Annotated in this window: 20 protein-coding genes; 14 read left to right on the top strand and 6 right to left on the bottom strand. The window is 59.7% G+C overall.

What is annotated here, in order from left to right; translation table 11 throughout:
- Positions 1-69 precede the first annotated feature (69 nt).
- Together ACP3TY_RS27465 and ACP3TY_RS27460 are read left to right on the top strand one after the other, a co-directional pair.
- Positions 70-1,065 carry a hydrolase gene (locus ACP3TY_RS27465; RefSeq protein WP_212545085.1) on the top strand — a complete coding sequence of 332 codons (996 nt, stop codon included), beginning with the start codon at positions 70-72 and terminating at the stop codon, positions 1,063-1,065.
- The gene (locus ACP3TY_RS27460) at positions 1,062-1,892 is read left to right on the top strand and encodes an AraC family transcriptional regulator (RefSeq protein WP_212550226.1); all 831 of its coding nucleotides are present in this window, start codon (positions 1,062-1,064) and stop codon (positions 1,890-1,892) included. The genes ACP3TY_RS27465 and ACP3TY_RS27460 overlap by 4 nt, the downstream gene beginning before the upstream one ends.
- Before the next feature lie 78 nt (positions 1,893-1,970).
- On the opposite strand, the gene ACP3TY_RS27455 is transcribed toward ACP3TY_RS27460, so the two are convergent.
- Both ACP3TY_RS27455 and ACP3TY_RS27450 read right to left on the bottom strand, forming a co-directional pair.
- Positions 1,971-2,825: a sulfurtransferase gene (locus ACP3TY_RS27455; protein WP_426618909.1), complete on the bottom strand. Its 855-nt coding sequence runs from the start codon at positions 2,823-2,825 to the stop codon at positions 1,971-1,973.
- Between the two features lie 31 nt (positions 2,826-2,856).
- Positions 2,857-3,528 (bottom strand): TetR/AcrR family transcriptional regulator, encoded by a 672-nt coding sequence (locus ACP3TY_RS27450; protein ID WP_053124733.1) that lies wholly within the window; start codon positions 3,526-3,528, stop codon positions 2,857-2,859.
- A 128-nt stretch (positions 3,529-3,656) separates the two neighbouring features.
- Between ACP3TY_RS27450 and ACP3TY_RS27445 the strand changes: the two genes are divergently transcribed.
- The 5 genes from ACP3TY_RS27445 (at position 3,657) to ACP3TY_RS27425 (ending at position 8,400) form a co-directional block, all read left to right on the top strand.
- Complete coding sequence (locus ACP3TY_RS27445; protein WP_305728908.1) at positions 3,657-5,105, top strand: coniferyl aldehyde dehydrogenase; 1,449 nt, start codon at positions 3,657-3,659, stop codon at positions 5,103-5,105.
- Between the two features lie 29 nt (positions 5,106-5,134).
- A complete protein-coding gene (locus ACP3TY_RS27440; protein ID WP_426618908.1) occupies positions 5,135-5,680 on the top strand; it encodes a twin-arginine translocation pathway signal protein in 546 nt (181 codons plus the stop codon).
- 131 nt (positions 5,681-5,811) lie between these two features.
- Positions 5,812-7,407, top strand: a complete 1,596-nt coding sequence (locus ACP3TY_RS27435) for a GMC family oxidoreductase N-terminal domain-containing protein (protein WP_426618907.1) — start codon at positions 5,812-5,814, stop codon at positions 7,405-7,407.
- A 115-nt stretch (positions 7,408-7,522) separates the two neighbouring features.
- Positions 7,523-8,002, top strand: coding sequence for a pantetheine-phosphate adenylyltransferase (gene coaD, locus ACP3TY_RS27430; protein ID WP_003176711.1), 480 nt, complete (start codon positions 7,523-7,525; stop codon positions 8,000-8,002).
- 146 nt (positions 8,003-8,148) lie between these two features.
- Positions 8,149-8,400: a YfhL family 4Fe-4S dicluster ferredoxin gene (locus ACP3TY_RS27425; RefSeq protein ID WP_038358877.1), complete on the top strand. Its 252-nt coding sequence runs from the start codon at positions 8,149-8,151 to the stop codon at positions 8,398-8,400.
- Positions 8,401-8,494: 94 nt separating this feature from the next.
- Here the strand turns inward: ACP3TY_RS27425 and ACP3TY_RS27420 are convergent, their stop codons facing one another.
- Genes ACP3TY_RS27420 through ACP3TY_RS27410 form a run of 3 tightly spaced genes read right to left on the bottom strand, consistent with a single transcriptional unit; the run spans position 8,495 to position 10,512 of the window.
- Positions 8,495-8,818 (bottom strand): hypothetical protein, encoded by a 324-nt coding sequence (locus ACP3TY_RS27420; protein ID WP_053124741.1) that lies wholly within the window; start codon positions 8,816-8,818, stop codon positions 8,495-8,497.
- A gap of 56 nt (positions 8,819-8,874) precedes the next feature.
- The gene (gene mutM, locus ACP3TY_RS27415) at positions 8,875-9,687 is read right to left on the bottom strand and encodes a bifunctional DNA-formamidopyrimidine glycosylase/DNA-(apurinic or apyrimidinic site) lyase (protein WP_053124742.1); all 813 of its coding nucleotides are present in this window, start codon (positions 9,685-9,687) and stop codon (positions 8,875-8,877) included.
- A gap of 12 nt (positions 9,688-9,699) precedes the next feature.
- The gene (locus tag ACP3TY_RS27410; protein WP_172680168.1) at positions 9,700-10,512 is read right to left on the bottom strand and encodes an HDOD domain-containing protein; all 813 of its coding nucleotides are present in this window, start codon (positions 10,510-10,512) and stop codon (positions 9,700-9,702) included.
- 227 nt (positions 10,513-10,739) lie between these two features.
- On the opposite strand from ACP3TY_RS27410, the gene ACP3TY_RS27405 reads away from it, so the two are divergent.
- The 6 genes from ACP3TY_RS27405 to ilvD all read left to right on the top strand — a co-directional run bounded on the left by ACP3TY_RS27405 (position 10,740) and on the right by ilvD (position 18,454).
- Positions 10,740-11,279, top strand: a complete 540-nt coding sequence (locus ACP3TY_RS27405; protein WP_159811894.1) for a type 1 glutamine amidotransferase domain-containing protein — start codon at positions 10,740-10,742, stop codon at positions 11,277-11,279.
- Positions 11,280-11,442: 163 nt separating this feature from the next.
- Entirely contained in the window at positions 11,443-12,639 is a 1,197-nt protein-coding gene (locus tag ACP3TY_RS27400) for a class I SAM-dependent rRNA methyltransferase (RefSeq protein WP_212545090.1), read from the top strand.
- 445 nt (positions 12,640-13,084) lie between these two features.
- Complete coding sequence (locus ACP3TY_RS27395) at positions 13,085-14,158, top strand: SagB family peptide dehydrogenase (RefSeq protein WP_426618906.1); 1,074 nt, start codon at positions 13,085-13,087, stop codon at positions 14,156-14,158.
- Positions 14,155-15,132 (top strand): diiron oxygenase, encoded by a 978-nt coding sequence (locus ACP3TY_RS27390; RefSeq protein ID WP_426618905.1) that lies wholly within the window; start codon positions 14,155-14,157, stop codon positions 15,130-15,132. Before ACP3TY_RS27395 ends, ACP3TY_RS27390 begins: the two co-directional genes overlap by 4 nt.
- Complete coding sequence (locus tag ACP3TY_RS27385) at positions 15,125-16,357, top strand: MFS transporter (RefSeq protein WP_426618904.1); 1,233 nt, start codon at positions 15,125-15,127, stop codon at positions 16,355-16,357. The genes ACP3TY_RS27390 and ACP3TY_RS27385 overlap by 8 nt, the downstream gene beginning before the upstream one ends.
- A gap of 255 nt (positions 16,358-16,612) precedes the next feature.
- A complete protein-coding gene (ilvD, locus tag ACP3TY_RS27380) occupies positions 16,613-18,454 on the top strand; it encodes a dihydroxy-acid dehydratase (RefSeq protein ID WP_212545094.1) in 1,842 nt (613 codons plus the stop codon).
- A gap of 173 nt (positions 18,455-18,627) precedes the next feature.
- Here ilvD and ACP3TY_RS27375 read toward each other — a convergent pair whose 3' ends face one another.
- Positions 18,628-19,689: a haloacid dehalogenase-like hydrolase gene (locus tag ACP3TY_RS27375; RefSeq protein WP_159811900.1), complete on the bottom strand. Its 1,062-nt coding sequence runs from the start codon at positions 19,687-19,689 to the stop codon at positions 18,628-18,630.
- Between the two features lie 241 nt (positions 19,690-19,930).
- Here ACP3TY_RS27375 and ACP3TY_RS27370 point away from each other — a divergent pair, with 241 nt between their 5' ends.
- Entirely contained in the window at positions 19,931-21,322 is a 1,392-nt protein-coding gene (locus tag ACP3TY_RS27370) for an L-cystine transporter (protein WP_426618903.1), read from the top strand.
- Positions 21,323-21,391: the final 69 nt, after the last annotated feature.

The raw sequence follows: 21,391 nt of genomic DNA, 5'->3' as shown, positions 1-21,391 counted from the left end.
AGCCTGTGTACTCTGGAAATTGACTAACAGCTTTGTGGGCCTCATCACATCGCTGCATCGAGAACCATCGTGTCCGCCTCTTCAGAACGCTTCATCCCCGCACTCGGCCTCGGCAATCCGCACCTGCAAACCTTGTGGGGGCCGCTGTGGCGCAAAACCGTGCATATCCAGCGTGAGCGCGAGCGCTTGTGGCTTGAGGATGGCGACTTTCTTGACCTCGACTGGCATGGCCCGCACACGGCCGATGCGCCGTTGGTGCTGGTGCTGCATGGCCTGACCGGTTCTTCCAATTCGCCTTACGTCGCCGGCGTGCAAAAAGCCTTGGCCGATCAAGGCTGGGCCAGCGTCGCGTTGAACTGGCGCGGTTGTTCGGGCGAACCGAATCTGCTGCCGCGCAGCTACCATTCCGGCGCCAGCGAAGACCTCGCCGAAACCATCCAACACCTGCGCGCGAAACGCCCGTTGGCGCCGTTGTACGCCGTCGGCTATTCGCTGGGCGGCAACGTGTTGCTCAAACATCTCGGCGAAACCGGTAGCGCCAGTGGCGTGGTCGGTGCGGTGGCGGTATCGGTACCGTTCCGCCTCGATCAATGCGCCGACCGTATCGGCCAAGGCTTTTCCAAGGTGTATCAGGCGCACTTCATGCGTGAGATGGTCGCCTACATCAAGAACAAGCAACGGCAGTTTCAGCACGATGGGCGCGAGGATGGGCTGGCGGCTTTGGCAGCGCTCGGTTCGCTGGAGAACATGCGCACGTTCTGGGATTTCGATGGCCGCGTGACCGCGCCACTGCACGGTTTTACTGATGCCGAGGATTATTACCGTCGAGCGTCGAGCCGTTATTTCCTCGGCGAGATCCGCACACCGACGTTGATCATTCAGGCAGCGGACGATCCATTTGTGTTCCCGCACAGCCTGCCTTCGGAAAGCGAACTGTCGGCCTCGACCGCTTTTGAATTGCAGGCGCGCGGCGGGCACGTTGGATTCGTCGACGGCTCAGTGCGCCAGCCCGGCTACTACCTCGAACGCCGCATCCCGCAATGGCTGGCCAGCGTGCCCGCATGAGCGATCAGGGCGAGTCGATCCGATTCTGGCAAACCGCGCCACTGGCCGGGGTCGAGTTGTTGTCGGCGCGCTATATCGAGCAACGCTTCGCCCCGCATGTACACGACGGTTTTGTCATCGGCATGATCATGGCCGGCGCTCAGCGCTACCGCTATCGCGGCGCTGAACACTTGGCGGGCAGCGGCACGTTGGTGCTGATCAATCCGGACGAACTGCACACCGGCCACAAAGGCACCGAGGACGGCTGGCTGTACCGGGCGTTTTATCCGGATACCGGCAAGATTGTTTCGCTGCTGGATGAGCTGGAGTTGCCGACCACCAGTCTGCCGGCCTTCGGCGCCACGCTGTATCGCGACCCGGATCTGGTCAACGGTTTCTGCCAGTTGCACCGTTTGCTGGAAAGCCCCGCGACCGCACTGCAACAGCAAACGGTGTGGCGCGAGATGATGTTGCTGCTGTTGCAGCGTCACGCGGCGGTGCGCGAGGTTGCCAATCCCGGCAAAGAGCACCGCGCGGTGCTGTTGGCCAAGGACGTCATGCACGCACAACTGGCGGCGCCGCCATCGCTGGAAGAACTGGCGGCGGCGGTCAATCTGTCGCCCTTCCATTTCGCCCGGGTATTCCGCCGCGCGACCGGCATGCCGCCGCACACCTGGCTGATGCAACAACGCATCGCCCAGGCGCGGGCATTGTTGCAGAGTGGTTGTTTGCCGCTGGAAGTCGCGACTCAGTTGGGCTTTGCCGATCAGAGCCACTTGAGCCGACAGTTCAAACAGGCTTACGGCGTCGGGCCCGCGGCGTATCGCAATGCCCGCCTGGAAAGCTAAAAGATCGCAGCCTGCGGCAGCTCCTACAGGGAAATGCATTCCAATGTAGGAGCTGCCGAAGGCTGCGATCCTTTGATCTTATTCGCCGGTGGCGATGCCGCGCGCTGGCTCGTTGATCCACTCACTCCACGACCCGGCATACAACGAACCCAACGGATAACCTGCCAGACACAACGCAAACAAGTTGTGACACGCCGTCACCCCGGAGCCGCAATACGCGACCAGATCCGACGGCGAACGATCACCCAGCTTCGCGGCAAAACGCTGCTGCAACTGATCCGCCGGCAAAAACCGCCCGTCGCTGCCCAGGTTATCGGTGAACGCCGCACACTGCGCCCCGGGAATATGCCCAGCCACCGGATCAATCGGCTCAACCTCACCCTTGAATCGCGGCAAGGCCCGAGCATCGATCAAGGTCAACGCTGGTTGGCCGAGACGCTTTTGCAATTTCTCAGCACTAATCAACAAGCCCATGTCCGGCTGACCACTGAAATCCCCACGAGTGACCTCCGGCGCATCCAGACTCAACGGCAAACCCGCCGCATGCCACGCCTTCAGCCCGCCATCAAGAATAAACACGCCATCACGCTTGCCCAGCCACGCCAGCAACCACCATGCCCGCGCCGCATAAGCACCCGGGCCGTCGTCATACAAAACCACGTCACTGTCGTTGTTGATGCCCCACGCTTGCAGCCGCTCGAGCAACGCCGCCGGCTCGGGCAGCGGATGACGTCCGGTCACACCCTTGACGACTTTACCGCTGAGATCGCGCTCAAGATCGGCGAAGCGCGCGCCGGCAATGTGTCCTTCGGCGTAGCTGCGCTGCCCGTAATCCGGGTCTTCGAGGGCAAAACGACAATCGAGAATCACCAGCCCCGGCTGTTCCTTGCGGGCATCCAAGGCTTGCGGGCTGAGCAACTGCGCAATCGGCATAACGGGCTCCTGTGGAGTTTCAACGGAATGTTTACTTTACGTCTTCGAGGGCTTGGGCCAGCGGTACATAAAACTCGTCGAACAGTGCATTGACCGCATCCCGCGACTCGTCGGTGACAAACCCGGCTTCCAGCACCAGCACCTGATACACGCCGCGTTTAACGGCCTGCTCGCTGAGGTGGTTGGAATTCTCGCGGGTGGTGCACAGAAAGCGCACCCACGAGGTCAGGATGATCCACGCGTTGAGGGTCAGCGACTCGATCTGCACGCGATCCATCTTGAGGATCCCGGCGGCAACGAAGCCTTCGTAAATCGCCGCGCCCTGAATCACGCAGCGCTGGGAAAAGCGCCGGTAACGCGCGGCCAGTTCCGGGTCGCTGTCGAGCAAATGTTCAAGATCGCGATGCAGAAAGCGGTAACCCCACATCGCCGAGAGCAGCTCCTTGAGGTAGAAACGCTTGTCTTCGACCGTCGCGGCACGCCCCTGCGGCGGGCGCAGAAAGCTGTCCACCAAGGCTTCGTACTCGCTGAACAGCACCGAGATAATCGCCTGCTTGTTGGGGAAGTGGTAGTACAGGTTGCCCGGAGAAATCTCCATATGGGCGGCAATGTGGTTGGTGCTGATGCTGCGCTCGCCCTGCTGATTGAACAGCTCGAGGCTGTTCTGCACGATGCGCTCGCTGGTTTTTATTCGTGGGGCCATGGCTTGAGCTTTAATTCAGAGTGCGGTGAGGGGCATCTTACGACCTATCCGGAAATGGATAAAACAAAGCTGCACACGGAAGTCATTTGACTTTATAGAGCATAGACTCTAAAAAGTTCATCACTACAATAAATCCGGAGCCTACGATGACTGCCGATATTGCCTACCTGCAAACGCTGCAACAGCCCCTGGAAGAGCTCGACCGGTTATTCGAGGCGCAACGGGCCGCATACGCCGCCAACCCGATGCCGCCCGCCGCGCAGCGCCAGCAATGGCTGAAGTCGTTGCGCGACCTGCTGAGCAATGAACGCCAGGCTTTGATCGAGGCGATCAGCGCGGATTTCAGTCATCGCAGTGCCGACGAAACCCTGCTCGCCGAACTGATGCCGAGCCTGCACGGCATTCATTACGCAAGCAGCCATCTCAAGGGCTGGATGAAGGATTCGCGGCGCAAAGTCGGCGTGGCGTTCCAGCCGGCTTCGGCGAAAGTCGTGTACCAGCCGTTGGGCGTAGTCGGCGTGATCGTGCCGTGGAATTACCCGTTGTATCTGGCCATCGGCCCGTTGGTCGGCGCGCTGGCAGCGGGCAACCGGGTGATGCTCAAACTCAGTGAATCGACCCCGGCCACCGGGCAGTTGATGAAGGAATTGTTCGCGCGCATCTTCCCCGAAGATCTGGTCTGCGTGGTGCTCGGCGAGGCCGACATCGGCGTGGCATTTTCCCGTCTGCGCTTCGATCATTTGCTGTTCACCGGCGCCACCAGCATCGGCAAACATGTCATGCGCGCAGCCGCGGAAAACCTGACGCCGGTCACGCTGGAACTGGGCGGCAAGTCGCCGGCCATCGTCTCCCGCGACGTGCCGCTGAAGGACGCCGCCGAGCGCATCGCCTTCGGCAAAACCCTCAATGCCGGGCAAACCTGCGTCGCTCCAGACTACGTTTTGGTTCCGGAAGATCGCGTCGGCGGCTTCGTCGAAGCCTATCGCCAAGCGGTGCAAAGCTTCTATCCAACCCTCGCCGATAACCCGGATTACACGGCGATCATCAACGAACGCCAATTGGCCCGACTCAACAGTTACGTCAGCGATGCAACCAGCAAAGGCGCGCTGTTGATTCCGTTGTTCGAACAAGGTCAGGGCCGACGCATGCCGCACAGCGTGCTGCTGAATGTCAGCGACGACATGACCGTGATGCAGGACGAAATCTTCGGCCCGTTGCTGCCGATCGTGCCGTACCGCGATCTGGAGCAGGCATTCGCTTACATCAATCAGCGCCCACGACCTCTGGCTCTTTACTACTTTGGCTACGACAAACGCGAACAAACCCGCGTGCTGCACGAAACCCATTCGGGCGGCGTGTGCCTGAATGACACGCTGCTGCACGTCGCCCAGGACGATATGCCGTTTGGCGGCATCGGCCCCTCCGGGATGGGCCATTACCACGGCCATGAAGGCTTTCTGACCTTCAGCAAGGCCAAAGGCGTGCTGATTAAACAGCGCTTCAACGCGGCCAAACTGATCTACCCGCCGTACGGCAAATCGATTCAGAAACTGATCCAGAAGCTATTCATTCGCTAATCATTCGTCACCGCCGGGTAATAAAAACAATGCACCCAAGCCTGACCGAAACACCTGCCCTGTCGCGCCGTGGCCTGCTGAAATTCAGCCTCGGTGCCACGGCCTTCCTCGCCACCGCTGGCCTTGGTGCCAGCCTCAGTGGCTGTTCCTCCAGCGTCGCGGCCAATGGCTTCATCAGCTTGCGCGACGGTGATCTGCTGTTTCTGCGCGCGCTGATTCCAGTGATGCTCGATGGCGCCGTAGCCGCTGAAAAGATGCCGAGCGCGGTGGATGGCACGCTGAAGGCGCTGGATTACAGCCTCGATCACCTGTCACCGGAAATGCTCAAACTCACTCGCCAGCTGTTCGACGTGCTCGGCATGGCGGTGACGCGCGGGCCGCTCACCGGGATCTGGGGCAGTTGGGAAAATGCCAGTGCCGAGGCGATGCGCAACTTCCTCGATCGCTGGGAAAACAGTTCGTTGAGTTTGTTGAAAATGGGGCATAGCTCGTTGCAGCAAATGGTCACGATGGCCTGGTACACCCGCACGGAATCGTGGGGGCATTGCGGCTATCCCGGCCCGCCTACCGTCTGAAATCGGCGCAACGGCCTTCGCGAGCAGGCTCGCTCCCAGCCTGGAATGCATTCAAATGTGGGAGCGAGCCTGCTCGCGAAGAGGCCAGCCGCTCCACCACCGCTATCAGAATAATAAAGAGAACCTGACCGATGCCCGTACCCGATCCCTTCCGCGAAGGCCTCGCCCGAGGCTGGAAAACCTACAACGGCGCGCAACTCACCGATAACCTGACCCTCGAAGCCGACGTCGCGATCATCGGCAGCGGCGCCGGTGGTGGCACCACGGCGGAAATCCTCAGCGCCGCCGGCTACAAAGTCCTGCTGATCGAAGAAGGCCCGCTGAAAACCAGTTCCGACTTCAAAATGCTCGAAGACCAGGCCTACAGCAGCCTCTATCAGGAAGGCATCGGCCGCATGAGCAAGGACGGCGCGATCACCATCCTGCAGGGCCGCGCGGTCGGCGGAACGACGTTGATCAACTGGACATCGAGTTTCCGCACCCCGGAACCCACCCTCGAACACTGGGCCACCGAGCACAACGTCAAAGGCCACAGCGTTGCCGAGATGGCGCCGTGGTTCGAGAAAATGGAGCAGCGCCTCGGCGTCGCCCCTTGGCTGGTGCCGCCTAACGCCAACAACGACGTGATCCGCAAAGGCTGCGAGCAACTCGGTTACAGCTGGCACGTGATTCCGCGCAACGTGCGCGGCTGCTGGAACCTCGGCTACTGCGGCATGGGGTGCCCGACCAACGCCAAACAATCGATGATGGTCACCACCATTCCGGCAACATTGGAAAAGGGCGGCGAGCTGCTTTATCTGGCCCGCGCGGAAAAGCTGTTGATCAGCGGCGACAAGGTCACCGGCCTGCAATGCGTGGCGATGGATGAGCGCTGCGTCGCGCCGACCGGGCGCACCATCACGGTCAAGGCGCGGCATTACGTGCTGGCCGGCGGCGGCATCAACAGCCCGGCGTTGCTGCTGCGCTCCGATGCGCCGGATCCGCACAAGAATGTCGGTAAGCGTACATTTCTGCATCCGGTGAACATGTCGGCCGCGCGCTTCGACGAAGTGGTCAATCCGTTTTACGGGGCGCCGCAGTCGATCTACTCCGACCATTTCCAGTGGAAGGACGGCACCACCGGGCCGATGGCGTTCAAACTTGAAGTGCCGCCGCTGCACCCGGCGCTGGCGGCGACGCTGCTCGGCGGTTTCGGCCAGGAGAACGCGCAGCACATGGCCGACCTGCCGCACACCCACGCCATGCTCGCCCTGCTGCGCGATGGTTTTCACCCGGACAGCAGCGGCGGCGCCGTGGAATTACGCGGTGACGGCACACCGGTGCTCGACTATCAGGTTTCGCCCTACGCCTGGGAAGGTTTGCGCAAAGCGTTCCACGTCATGGCCGAGATCCAGTTTGCTGGCGGCGCAAAATCGGTGATGCCGATGCATGCCGACGCGCGTTACGTGAAAAACCTGGCCGAAGCCCGAACGCTGATCGATGGCCTGAGCCTTGAGCTGTATCGCACTCGATTGGGCAGCGCCCACGTCATGGGCGGTTGCGCGATGGGCGAAGAGGCGAAATCGGCGGTCACTGACAGCCTCGGCCGCCATCATCAACTGAGCAATCTGTCGATCCACGACGGCTCGCTGTTCCCCACCAGCATTGGCGCCAACCCGCAGTTGTCGGTGTATGGCCTCACTGCGCAACTGGCGACCGCCCTCGCCGATCGATTGAAAAACCCATGAAAAAACCGATTATTCCCGTCGTCTATAGTGCTTTCTTACCCAACAGGCGACTTTCCCGACCGGGGCGGCTGCGATACCATCCGACTCCCCAACGGACTCCCGCCAGGACGACGCGATGAACCGAGTGTTGTACCCAGGTACCTTCGACCCTATTACCAAGGGCCATGGCGATCTGGTCGAACGCGCCTCGCGCCTGTTCGATCACGTGATCATTGCGGTCGCCGCCAGCCCGAAGAAAAACCCGCTGTTCCCGCTGGAACAACGGGTTGAACTGGCTCGCGAGGTCACCAAACACCTGCCGAACGTGGAAGTGGTCGGTTTCTCGACGCTGCTCGCGCATTTCGCCAAAGAGCAGAACGCCAACGTGTTCCTGCGTGGTTTGCGCGCGGTGTCGGACTTCGAATACGAATTCCAGCTGGCCAACATGAACCGCCAGTTGGCGCCGGACGTGGAGAGCCTGTTTCTCACGCCGTCCGAGCGTTACTCGTTCATTTCTTCGACGCTGGTGCGGGAAATTGCTGCGCTGGGCGGCGACATCACCAAGTTCGTCCACCCTGCCGTGGCCGACGCCCTGACCCTACGCTTCAAAAAGTAGGCGCTGCCGAAGGCTGCGATCTTTTGATCTTGATCGCAGCCACGCACAGCAGTTGATCGCAGCAACGTGCACTGCGCTCGCCAATGCGGCACAATTGCGCGCATTGATTTATAGCGCCCGGGCCTGCCGCCCCGGCTGGAGTTAGCATGTCCCTGATCATCACCGACGATTGCATCAACTGCGACGTCTGCGAACCCGAGTGCCCGAACGCCGCCATCTCCCAAGGCGAAGAGATCTACGTGATCGACCCGAACCTGTGCACCCAGTGCGTCGGCCACTACGACGAACCGCAGTGCCAACAGGTCTGCCCGGTGGATTGCATCCCGCTGGATGAAGCGCATCCGGAGACTGAAGAACAGTTGATGGAGAAATATCGCATCATCACCGGCAAGGCCTGAATCGCTAAAAAGATCGCAGCCTTCGGCAGCTCCTACACAGGATCGCGTTCTCCTGTAGGAGCTGCCGCAGGCTGCGATCTTTTGATCTTGCCCTTCACTCACGCTGCTCAAACCCCTCCCCCGTACACCCCAGACACCTTACAAACGCCGCGCGCGCCGGATCCACCACCAGCGCCTGCCCCGCATCGCCAATCCCGCCACCCAGCGCGGTAAACGGCAACGACACCACAAACGCCCCCGCACCAATCACCGTGGCCACCACCAATAACGGTCGGGCAATCAGCAAGTCGCCGATCATGGCGTAGGCAGGCGGGTTTTGAATGGTGTAACGCGGATCACCGCTGCCGCTTTCCGTGGCCTGAACCGCCAGGCTGGAACACAGCAGCAACGTGACGAAGAGGACTTGCAGGGATTTCATGGCACGATCCTTCGGGCTGAACAGTGAGTCACCTCACTATAGACCCCAGGACTTTTTCAGCTCTGGCAGCGTGGGCAAAACACACTGGCGCGCTGGCCGAGCTTCACTTCGCGCAGCCCGGTGCCGCAGACCTTGCAGTGCTCACCACCCCGGCCATAGACAAACAGTTCCTGCTGGAAATACCCGGGCTGACCGTCACCACCAATAAAATCGCGCAACGTCGTGCCGCCACGTTCGATGGCGGCGGCGAGGATGCGTTTGATCTCGATCGCCAGCTTCAGATAACGCCCACGGGAAATGCCCCCGGCCTCGCGGCGCGGATCGATACCGGCGGCGAACAGCGCTTCCGTCGCATAAATATTGCCGACCCCGACCACGATTGCGTTGTCCATGATGAACGGCTTGACCGCCATCGACCGCCCGCGTGACAGCTGAAACAAGCGCTCGCCGTCGAACAGATCGGTCAACGGCTCCGGCCCGAGGCGAATCAGTAATTCATGATTAAGCGGATCGGTGCTCCACAGCATCGCTCCGAACCGGCGCGGATCGGTGTAGCGCAGCGCCAGCCCCGACTCCAGTTCGATATCGACGTGCTCATGCTTGAGCGCCGGCAGCCCCGCTTCGACCAGACGCAAATTGCCCGACATGCCCAAATGGCTGATCAACGTGCCGACTTCAGCGTTGATCAACAAATATTTGGCCCGGCGCTCGACCAGCACAATGCGCTGGCCGGACAGGCGCACATCGAGGTCTTCGGGGATCGGCCAGCGCAACCGCCGGTCACGCACGATCACCCGGCTGACACGCTGGCCTTCCAGATGCGGGGCGATCCCGCGACGGGTGGTTTCGACTTCGGGCAGTTCAGGCATGGTGTCCTCGAATCAATGCGCGCCGAGGTCGCGAATCGTTTGTTTGAGGGTTTCGAAATCGTAGTCCGACAGACCGACGTAATCGAGAATCAGCGGGCCGATGCTGTTCCACTCGTGGTCTTCGGTCTGGTTGCCCAGCACGCGATACGACGCACAAATGTGTTCGGCCATCTTCAACAGTGCCAACAGATTCTTCAACTGGCTGTTGCGCGACGACTCATCGCTGAAGATCGCCAAGGCGTTGTGGTGATTGGCGATCGCGGCACTGACATGCTCCGGCAAACGCCACGACTTCGCTGTGTAATAGCCGACCACCGCATGGTTGGTGTTGAACGTACGGTTTTCGGTATCGACCACGCGACAGGTCGGGCTGGCGTTGGCGTACGCCTCTTCCAGCACCGACATGTAATTGGGGAAACGCTGCAGCATCAACGGCACGCCGCAATCATGAAACAGGCCCAGCGCATAGGCTTCATCGCCGGCCTGAGTGCCGATGCGTTTGGCCAGCGTCAGGCAGGTCATCGCCACGTCCTGCGCGGTGTCCCAGAAACGGTTGAGCGTGACGATGGTGTCGTCGTTCATCTCGCCCTTGATCGACTGCGCGTTGATCAGATTGATGATCGAACGGCTGCCCAGCAGATTCACCGCGCGCTGGATCGAAGTGATCTTGTTGCTCAAGCCGTAATACGGCGAGTTGACGATTTTCAGCAACGAACCGGACAGGCCGGGATCCTGGGCGATCAGCTTGGCGATCACCTCCAGATCCGGGTCGGGCATGTACTGCTCCATTTGCAGATCCACCATGATCTGCGGTTGCGCCGGCACACTGATGCCTTGCAGCGATTGTTGAATCTGTTCGGTGGTCAGCTCTTGGGACATATGTACACACTCAGGGACAGGCGGCGATTCTAACCGCTGAGACCGCAGGGCGACACACCGACGGGCATATCGGAGGAACTTTCATTCAAGCTCAGGCTTCGGATTTGGTAAGGCACGGCGAAAATTTTCTGGCCGCTGCGCCAACAAATTCCCACTGACTCAGGAGCTTATCGATGGCCACTTCCCTCAACGGCAAGCGCGTCGCTTTTTTGGTAACCGACGGTTTCGAACAGGTTGAACTGACCGGCCCCAAGCAAGCGCTGGAACAGGCTGGCGCACAGGTCGACATCCTCTCGGCCGAGGCCGGCACGGTCAAAGGCTGGAACCACGACAAACCGGCGGATGACTTCAAGGTCGATCAGACCTTCCAGGCTGCCAGCATTGAGCAGTACGACGCGGTGGTGTTGCCGGGCGGCGTGCAAAACTCCGACACCATTCGCATCGATCAGGACGCCCAGCATCTGGTCAAGACCGGCGCCTCGGCCGGCAAACCGATTGCGGTGATCTGCCATGGCAGCTGGCTGCTGATTTCGGCGGGGCTGGTGAATGGCAAAACCATGACCAGCTATAAAACCGTCAAGGATGATCTGGTCAACGCCGGCGCACATTGGGTGGATAAAGAAGTGGTCAAGGACGGCAACCTGATCAGCAGCCGCCAGCCGGATGATATTCCGGCGTTCAGCAAAGAGCTGATCGACACATTGTCTGCCTAGCGTTCAAGGCAGTCTTCGCGAGCAAGCCCGCTCCCACTTGGGAATGCATTTCAAATGTGGGAGCGAGCCTGCTCGCGAAGAGGCCATCAGCGTTTCATCGCACGCCAAACCCGACACCACACTCAACACGCTATACTCCCGCTCTTTTTTCCGGAGCGACGTCATGTCCCTGCCTAGCCTGCGCCTCAAAGCCAACGCCGACCGTCGCCTGCGCAACGGCCACTTGTGGGTCTACAGCAACGAAATCGATGTGGCCGCCACCCCGTTGCACGGCTTCAAGGCCGGCGATCAGGCGATCCTCGAAGCCGCCGGCGGCAAGACTTTGGGCATCGTTGCGATGAGCCCGAACAACCTGATCTGCGCCCGTCTGGTGTCCCGCGACATCAAGGTGCAACTGGACAAATCGCTGCTGGTGCATCGCCTGAACGTGGCCCTGTCGCTGCGCGATCGCCTGTTCGACAAGCCGTTCTACCGCTTGGTCTACGGCGACTCCGACCTGTTGCCGGGTCTGGTGGTTGACCGTTTCGGCGACATCCTCGTAGTCCAGATCGCCTCGGCGACCATGGAAGCGCACAAAGATGACGTGATCGCAGCGCTGACCCAAGTGCTCAAGCCAAGCGGCATCCTCTTCAAGAACGACTCCGCCGCGCGTGACGCTGAAGGCCTCAATCGTTACGTCGAAACCGTGTTCGGCCTGGTACCGGAGTGGGTGGCGCTGGAAGAGAACGGCGTGAAATTCGAAGCCCCGGTCATTCAGGGTCAGAAAACCGGCTGGTTCTACGACCACCGCATGAACCGCGCACGCATGGCGCCTTACGCCAAGGGCAAACGCGTTCTCGACCTTTATAGCTACATCGGTGGCTGGGGCGTGCAAGCTGCTGCCTTCGGCGCCAGCGAAGTGTTCTGCGTCGATGCCTCTGCCTTCGCCCTCGACGGCGTTGAGCGCAACGCCGCACTGAACGGATTTGCCGACAAGATGACCTGCATCGAAGGCGACGTCTTCGAAGCGCTGAAAGAGCTGAAGGCCAGCGAAGAGCGTTTCGACGTGATCGTTGCCGATCCGCCGGCGTTCATCAAACGCAAGAAAGACATGAAGAACGGCGAAGGCGCCTACCGTCGTCTGAACGAGCAAGCCATGCGCCTGCTCAACAAGGACGGCATCCTGATCAGCGCTTCGTGCTCGATGCACCTGCCGGAAGACGATCTGCAGAACATTCTGCTGACCAGCGCCCGTCACCTGGATCGCAACATCCAGATGCTCGAGCGCGGCGGTCAGGGCCCGGATCACCCGGTGCACCCAGCCATCGCCGAAACCCGCTACATCAAAAGCATCACCTGCCGTCTGCTGCCAAACAGCTGATTGGTCAGTAAAAACGGGGGGCCCAAGGGCTCCCCGTTTGTTTTTGGGCGGTGCAAGGCCGTCTATTTCACTTCAAATTCAGCCGACTCCTACAATTAACTTCCTACAGTCTTGCAGGAATTTTCCGCGCACCTGCTAATTAGCGAAAAACAACTGACAAGTTTGGACAGGGAGCGAGATCGCTCCGACAAAATTACTGGATTTTTCCTACTTAATCTCCACTTGCCATTAATCGATTACAAACTATTATTGAGTTGTCACCACGAGGTGGCATTCAATCTTAATGAACAAGGAGTTCATACTATGAAAGCAATTACTCTGGAAACCAACAAAATCGCAAACCTCGCTTTTCTGGTTGCGCCTAAAGCCCGCTAAGTAAGTCAGGACGCTGGGGAGTGCCGGCACCCCAGCGTCCATCAGCCCTTTCCAGAGTGAAGCATTGAACATGCACATCAATCCGTACTTATTCATATTGCCGCGCACGCCCGGACAAATCGTCTGGAACTATAAAGAACACACTCAACATGAACTTGATCTTGATTACGCTTCAAGACTGGCGAAACTTATCGACAACCCGAACGCATTCGACAGTCGCAACATAATAGACATACAACTATTGAGCGTGGGAATTTTAACCATTGCAAAAATAGACAACCCGCCCTGGGGCTGGGATGAGTTATCCAAGATATTTCATATAGGCACGCAGAACATTCCCTGCGAAGAGACACCCAAGAATATTAATGAATGGTCCAGACAATATCTGGATCATTGCAATGACGTACTGAGCAAACCACCGCCCGATAAAGAGCGCCCCACACTGGAAGGCGCGCGACGCATCGCGCTGCCGGCGCCTGCCGTGCTAAGCAACGACCGCTTGGGAAACGTCCTGCGCCAGCGCAAAACCAGTCGTTCCTTTACCGGGGAAGCGGTCACGCTGAATGACGTTTCCACCCTGCTCTATCTTTCCCTCGGTTATCTGCACGAACGCCAGCAGGATCGTGACAGCAGTATCGCCCTCGGGCTTGATGCCCGTCGCAGCAGCCCTTCCGGCGGCGGTTTGAATGCGTGCGAAGGTTTTGCGCTGGTGCAGAACGTCAGCGGCCTGAAACCCGGCATCTACGCCTATCACCCGGTAGAGCACGCCTTGAGCCTGATAAATCCCCTGCCCGACTCGGCGCTGGGTCAACTGCTCGGCGGACAACACTTCATCAACAACCTGCCGCTGGGCCTGTTCATTACCGCGCGTTTCGACAAGCTCTGGTGGAAATATGAACACTCACGCGCCTATCGCATGGCGTTCGTGGAGGCTGGGCACTTGTCGCAATCCTTTCAGTTGGTTGCCACGGCCCTCGGTCTCGGCACCTGGCTGACCGGCGCGTTTTCTGATGATCAGGTTGAAGCCCTGCTGAAAATTACCGGCAGCGCGGAACAACCGTTGTTCTTCGTCGGTTGCGGCGCCAGCGACGGTCAAGCGATGTGTCAGGAAATGCAGGCGCTGTTGCTGGAGGTGCAAGCATGAACGCAATCACCTCCGACCAACTGGAAGCGTCAGTGTCATGGGCGCACAAGTTCACCCTCGATGACTGGAACAGCCGCGCTTCGGTGCGCACCTCTCAACACACCTATCAATTGCCGGATGACCTGCAAGAACAGCTGAAAACCCGCCACTGGTTTCCCCCGGCCTTTTTGCCGTACCTCTCACATCCGGCCATTCGCGCTGCTGGCAGCGAGGTCATACAACGGCTGACGGCCAATCATTTGGTGCATTTCCTCGACTACACCACGCTGCTCGAGCACCGCATCGTCAACCGCGCCGTGGAAACCATCGTCCACGGCGAGTTGCCTGCCTTCGTGCCCTCGCGCATGAAAAACGCGGCGCTGCAGCTGTACACCGACGAGGGCTATCACGCGCTGTTCTCCAGTCAACTGGCCGAGCAGATCGCCAGCCAGTACGGCATTACCGAGCGCCCGGTGATGCCCATGCGCATTACCCAGCTGAACACCGCGATTACCCGAGTGCCCGAGACGGATCGCCCACTCGCGTGGTTTCTGCTCGGCTTCGTCTCGGAGACGATCATTGCCCGGGAGTTGCTCGAGGTTTGCCGTGACACGCTGGTCTCCAGCGTCAGCGACATGCTGCGCGATCACCTCGCCGACGAGGCCCGTCACAGCCGCTATTTTTCAGAAGTGTTCCATTACCTGTGGCTGACCCTGAACAGCCGTCAGCGCACCTTCAGCGCCAGAATGCTCCTGGAGTTCCTGCGAATCTTTTTCGAAGTCGACGAGCGCTGGCTTAAACAGAGCCTGCGCAGTGTCGGGATTGCCGACGATGTCATTCGCAAAATCCTCGACGGTCTGATCAGCCCCAGAGCCAGTCGTCAGCGCACCAGGGCCGGGGCGAAGGCAACGCTGGAGGCGATGACAAAAGCAGGATTTTTTGCCCTCATCAATAACCGCAAACTGTTCGCCAAAGCAGGCCTGGTCGATGAATAGAGGAAAAGCCGCAGTGACCGCCGGGCAACGCCGCGGCGCGGTCAGTCTGTTGATGGCGATGGTGCTGCTGGGGGTGTTTCCGCTGGATGTGCTGCTGCCATCGTTTCCGGCACTGGCCGAGCACTTTCGCACCACTCCAGCCAACATTGCGCTGTCGATCAGCCTGTTTGCGGTGGGCATCGCTTTTGCGCAACTGCTGATCGGGCCGCTGTCGGATGCCATCGGGCGCAAGGGTTTGCTGCTCGTCGGTATGTCCGTTTCGATGCTCGGTGCCCTCGGTTGCGTAAGCACCAGCGATTACACGCTGTTCCTGATATTCCGCGTGATGCAGGCCCTGGGCTGTGGCTGTTTCGTGTTGTCGCAGGCCTTGGTGCAGGATCTGTTCGAAGGCGAGCAGCGCGATCGGCTGCGGATCCTGATGGTCACCGCCTCTGGGATTTTCATCTCGGTATCGCCGCTGGCCGGCACCTTCCTGCAGGCCACGCTTGGCTGGCGCGGCAGCTTCTGGGTGTTTATCGGGTTGGCCGCCGTGGTGCTGATCAAGGCGTGGCTGTTTCTGGACAACAGCCGGCCGTCTCACAGCGGCGCTCACCCCGGCTTCATTCGCTCTTATCGGCGAGTGCTGGGCGACTTCGAATTCGTCAGCTACTGGCTGATATCCGCCTTCGCCTTCGCCTGCCACTTTTCATTCATCGTGATTTCGCCGCTGATCTTCATGGATCAACTGCAAATGGCGCCTTATGACTTTTCACTGATTCTGTTGATCTACGGCGCGGCCTACATCGTCGGAGGGCTCGTCGCCACAGTCCTCAGCCGACGAATCAAACCCGGCCAACAAATGCTCGTCGGGCTTGGCCTGATCCTGCTGTCGGGGCTGGCGATGCTGTACCTGTCGTCGAACTTCGCGTTGACGCCAGCGACTGTGCTGATTCCGATGCTGATCTGCACCGCCGGCACCACCATCGCCCGCCCGGCTGCCACATCCAAAGCCATGGGCCTGTTCCCCGAACTTGCCGGTACCTCGGCGGCGGCCGGCAGTACCCTCACCTTTATCTGCGGCGGCCTTATCAGCGCATTGATCAGCCTGAGCCCGGCCAACCTGCAAGCCACGCTGGGTTACAGCTTTGTCCTGCTCAGTGGCGTGGCATTAGCATTGAACAGTCGGATCAGCCGTCGCGCGAGAATCCATGAAAGCCATGCCATGACGCAGCCGGGCGGTGATTAAAGCTGCCGGTCGTCATGCCACACACGCCGTCGGCACTGGAACAACACTTTGCGCCATTCCCTCCAGACGCCAGCGGTGTAGAATCGGCAGATTCATCGCCATTCATCCCCGGCGGGTTTATGAGCTCAGGCTGAGACCAGCGGCGATCCCGCAACGTCATCGGCAACTTCCGGACACACGGCCATTTCTGAGTGTTCCAGAGGTCAATAGAAGCTCACTCCCATTTAGTACCTGATTAGCCGCCCGGAGTGCTCCATGCCAGATTATCGCTCGAAAACATCCACCCACGGCCGCAACATGGCCGGCGCCCGCGCACTGTGGCGCGCCACGGGGATGAAAGATGACGACTTCAAAAAGCCGATCATCGCCATTGCCAACTCGTTCACCCAGTTCGTACCGGGCCACGTGCATCTGAAGGATCTGGGCCAACTGGTCGCCCGCGAAATCGAACGCGCTGGCGGTGTAGCGAAAGAATTCAACACCATCGCCGTGGATGACGGCATCGCCATGGGTCACGACGGCATGCTGTACTCGCTGCCGAGCCGCGAGATCATCGCCGACTCCGTCGAATACATGGTCAACGCCCACTGCGCCGACGCCATCGTGTGCATTTCCAACTGCGACAAGATCACCCCGGGCATGTTGATGGCTGCCTTGCGCCTGAACATTCCGGTGATCTTCGTTTCCGGCGGCCCGATGGAAGCCGGCAAGACCAAACTCGCCTCCCACGGCCTCGACCTCGTCGATGCCATGGTGATCGCCGCCGACGAAAGCGCTTCTGACGAGAAAGTCGCTGAGTACGAGCGCAGCGCCTGCCCGACGTGCGGTTCGTGCTCCGGCATGTTCACTGCCAACTCGATGAACTGCCTGACCGAAGCACTGGGTCTGGCATTGCCGGGCAACGGTTCGACCCTCGCCACCCACAGCGACCGCGAACAGCTGTTCCTGCAGGCTGGCCGCACCATCGTCGAGCTGTGCAAGCGTTACTACGGCGAGAACGACGAATCGGTACTGCCGCGCAACATTGCCAACTTCAAGGCGTTCGAGAACGCGATGACGCTCGACATCGCCATGGGCGGTTCGACCAACACCATCCTGCACTTGCTCGCTGCCGCCCAGGAAGCCGAGATCGATTTCGACTTGCGCGACATCGACCGTCTTTCGCGCAGCGTTCCGCAGCTGTGCAAAGTGGCGCCGAACATCCAGAAGTACCACATGGAAGACGTGCACCGTGCTGGCGGCATCTTCAGCATCCTCGGTTCGCTGGCCCGTGGCGGTCTGCTGCACACCGACCTGCCGACCGTGCACAGCCGCAGCATGGAAGAAGGCATCGCCAAGTGGGACATCACCCAGACTGACGATGAAGCCGTGCACCACTTCTTCAAGGCCGGCCCTGCCGGTATTCCGACGCAGACGGCGTTCAGCCAGTCGACCCGTTGGGAAACCCTCGATGACGACCGTGAAAACGGCTGCATCCGCAGCGTCGAACACGCCTATTCGCAAGAAGGTGGTTTAGCCGTGCTGTACGGCAACATTGCTCTCGATGGCTGCGTGGTGAAAACCGCCGGTGTCGACGAGTCGATCCACGTCTTCGAAGGCAACGCGAAGATCTTCGAAAGCCAGGACAGCGCCGTACGCGGCATCCTCGCCGACGAAGTGAAGGCTGGCGACATCGTCATCATTCGCTACGAAGGCCCGAAAGGCGGCCCGGGCATGCAGGAAATGCTCTACCCGACTTCGTACCTGAAATCCAAAGGCCTGGGCAAAGCCTGCGCCTTGCTCACCGACGGTCGTTTCTCCGGCGGTACGTCCGGCCTGTCCATCGGTCACGCTTCGCCAGAAGCAGCGGCCGGCGGCGCGATCGGTCTGGTGCAGGACGGCGACAAAGTGCTGATCGACATCCCGAACCGCTCGATCAACCTGTTGGTCAGCGACGAAGAACTGGCGGCACGCCGCGCCGAACAGGACAAGAAAGGCTGGAAACCGGTCGAGATTCGTCCACGCAAAGTAACCACCGCCCTCAAGGCCTATGCTCTGCTGGCGACCAGCGCCGACAAAGGTGCGGTGCGTAACAAAGCGATGCTTGACGGGCTGTAAGCATCAAATCGCAGCAATAAAAATGCCCCGCCAAGTGCGGGGCATTTTTTTGTTTGAAGAATGAAAACCCGATCCCTGTAGGAGCTGCCGAAGGCTGCGATCTTTTGATCTTGCCCTTAAAACAAGATCAAAAGATCGCAGCCTTCGGCAGCTCCTACAGGGGATTCTGTGGGTTACTGGATTTCTTCAGGCTTGACGATCACCCAGTTCTTGTCCGCCGTCACCGGCAACCCTTCCTTCGCCTGCGCCGCCGCGTGTTTGGCCATCATGCCGTTCAACTGCGTCATGTACTTGTCCTTGCGGTTGATCCACAGGTGAATCCCACCCTTCGCCACATCAACATCGTGGAACAGCATGTAACCGTCGCTCGTCGGCGTATCGCCACCGACCAATACCGGTTTTTTCCACTCGTCGATGTAAGTGAGGATCGCCGCATGTTTGCCGGCCATCCACGTCGCCGGCGTCCACAGATATGGCGTCAGCTCCAGACCCAAATTGGCCTTCTCGTCATATTTACCGGCGGTGATCTGCTTGCGCGCGGTGGTCAGTTCGTTAGTCTCGCGGTTCTTCAGCAGCGTGGTCACGCCGATAACGTTCTGCGGTTTGACGTTGTAGCCGTACTTCGGATCCGCCGCGACCATGCGCACCAGTTCCTCGGAAGCCGCGGTCATCACGTAAACCTCGATGCCGTTCTCCATCAGCTTGTTGTACAGCTCTTGCTGGCCGGTGAAGATTTTCGGCGGATTGACGTCGAGCTTCTTGACCACATCGCCTTCGTAATAAGTCGCCGGCACCGGTTTGCCCGAAGCCATCAGCTCATCGACGTAACCCTTGAGTTCCTTGAGGGTGAACCCGGAGAACACCTGCGCGACCCATGGGTAACAGACCATGTCGTCGACTTCGCAGAGTCGGTAGTAGTAACTGAACAGGCTTTCCTTGTGGTCGGCGGTGTCCTTGAATGGCATCAGTTTCAGGGAGGGGTCGAGTTTGTCGCGGGTGATCAGGCCCTTGTTTTCCATGAACGGCAGCAAGGATTCTTCGAGGTCGTAGCGGTAACTGGTGTTGTCCATGTCGAACACCGCGTAGTTACCTTTGTTGGCGTTGGCCGCAATCATCGCGTCCAGCGCTTTCGCCTGATCCGCCGGCCAGTGTTTCAGGTCGGTGGCGAAAGCCTGAGAAGCCAGGCCCATGCCCACCGCCAGTGCGACAGCCAGAAATTTCGGTGCGAATTTCATCGACGCTTTCTCCCTGATGTAAAAGCATCGACGCTAACAAATGTGTATGACAGTCCTCGTCTGTCAGCGACCGCCCACGCCGCTATTTGCGCCAGATGCATTGCCGAGAGCGACAAGCGCTTATTCCAAAAACGACGGACGCCCTAAGATTTCGGTATTAAATCATTGCAAATCAAGCTGTTAGGCTTGCCGGTTCGCAGCAGCCCCGGAAGGCTGTTGGCAAAGTCTTTCTGGAGTTCTCATGAACCTACCGTTGATTCTCAACCTGCTGGTGTTCCTCGCCCTGCTGTTCGGTCTGGCGCAAACCCGCCACACCACGTGGAGCCTGGCGAAAAAAGTCCTGCTAGCACTCGCTCTGGGCGTGGCCTTCGGCGTGGCGCTGCACACCGTTTACGGTGCCGGCAACCCGATTCTGAAAACCTCGATCGGCTGGTTCGATCTGGTCGGCAACGGCTACGTGCAGTTGCTGCAAATGATCGTTATCCCGCTGGTGTTCGCCTCGATCCTCAGCGCCGTGGCGCGTCTGCACAACGCGTCGTCGTTGGGCAAAATCAGCTTCCTGACCATCGGCACCCTGCTGTTCACCACCGCGATTGCGGCGCTGATCGGCATCGGCCTGACCAACCTGTTCGGCCTTACTGCGGAAGGTCTGGTCGCCGGCACACAGGAAATGGCCCGTCTGCAAACCATTCAGACTGACTACGCCGGTAGGGTTGCCGACCTGAATGTGCCACAACTGCTGCTGTCGTTCATCCCGCAAAACCCGTTCGCCGACCTGGCGCGGGCCAAGCCGACGTCGATCATCAGCGTGGTGATTTTCGCGGCATTCCTCGGGGTTGCCGCGCTGCAGCTGCTCAAGGATGACGTCGAGAAAGGTCAGAAAGTGATCAACGCCATCGACACCCTGCAAGCCTGGGTGATGCGTCTGGTGCGTCTGGTGATGAAGCTGACTCCGTACGGTGTGCTGGCGCTGATGACCAAAGTGGTCGCTGGGTCCAACCTGCAGGACATCATCAAACTCGGCAGTTTTGTCGTGGTGTCGTATCTGGGTCTGGGCCTGATGTTTGTCGTACACGGTTTGCTGGTGTCGGCGGCCGGGATCAATCCGCTGCGATTCTTCCGCAAGATCTGGCCGGTGCTGACGTTCGCGTTCACCAGCCGTTCGAGCGCGGCAAGCATTCCACTGAGCATTGAAGCGCAGACGCGTCGTCTGGGGATTCCGCAGTCGGTAGCGAGTTTTGCCGCATCGTTCGGTGCGACGATTGGCCAGAACGGTTGCGCGGGGCTGTACCCGGCGATGTTGGCGGTGATGGTTGCGCCGACTGTGGGCATCAACCCGCTGGATCCGCTGTGGATCGCGACGTTGGTGGCGATTGTGACGCTGAGCTCGGCCGGTGTGGCCGGTGTCGGTGGCGGCGCGACGTTCGCGGCGCTGATCGTGCTGCCGGCGATGGGCTTGCCGGTGTCATTGGTGGCGTTGCTGATTTCGGTTGAACCACTGATTGATATGGGGCGTACGGCGTTGAACGTGAGTGGTTCGATCACGGCGGGTGCGATTACCAGTCAGGTGATGCAACAGACTGATAAAGAACTGCTGGATGCTGATGAGCATGCGGAGTTGGCTCAGGCCTGATGTAAAGCAAGATCAAAGGATCGCAGCCTTCGGCAGCTCCTACAGGGGGAACACGGATACCGTGTAGGA

Origin of the sequence: Pseudomonas rustica, assembly GCF_049959085.1 — a bacterium.
GTDB classification, from domain to species: Bacteria; Pseudomonadota; Gammaproteobacteria; order Pseudomonadales; family Pseudomonadaceae; genus Aquipseudomonas; species Aquipseudomonas rustica.
Note: the sequence above shows the minus strand (reverse complement) of the source record. Positions and strands in the feature narration are given on the sequence as shown.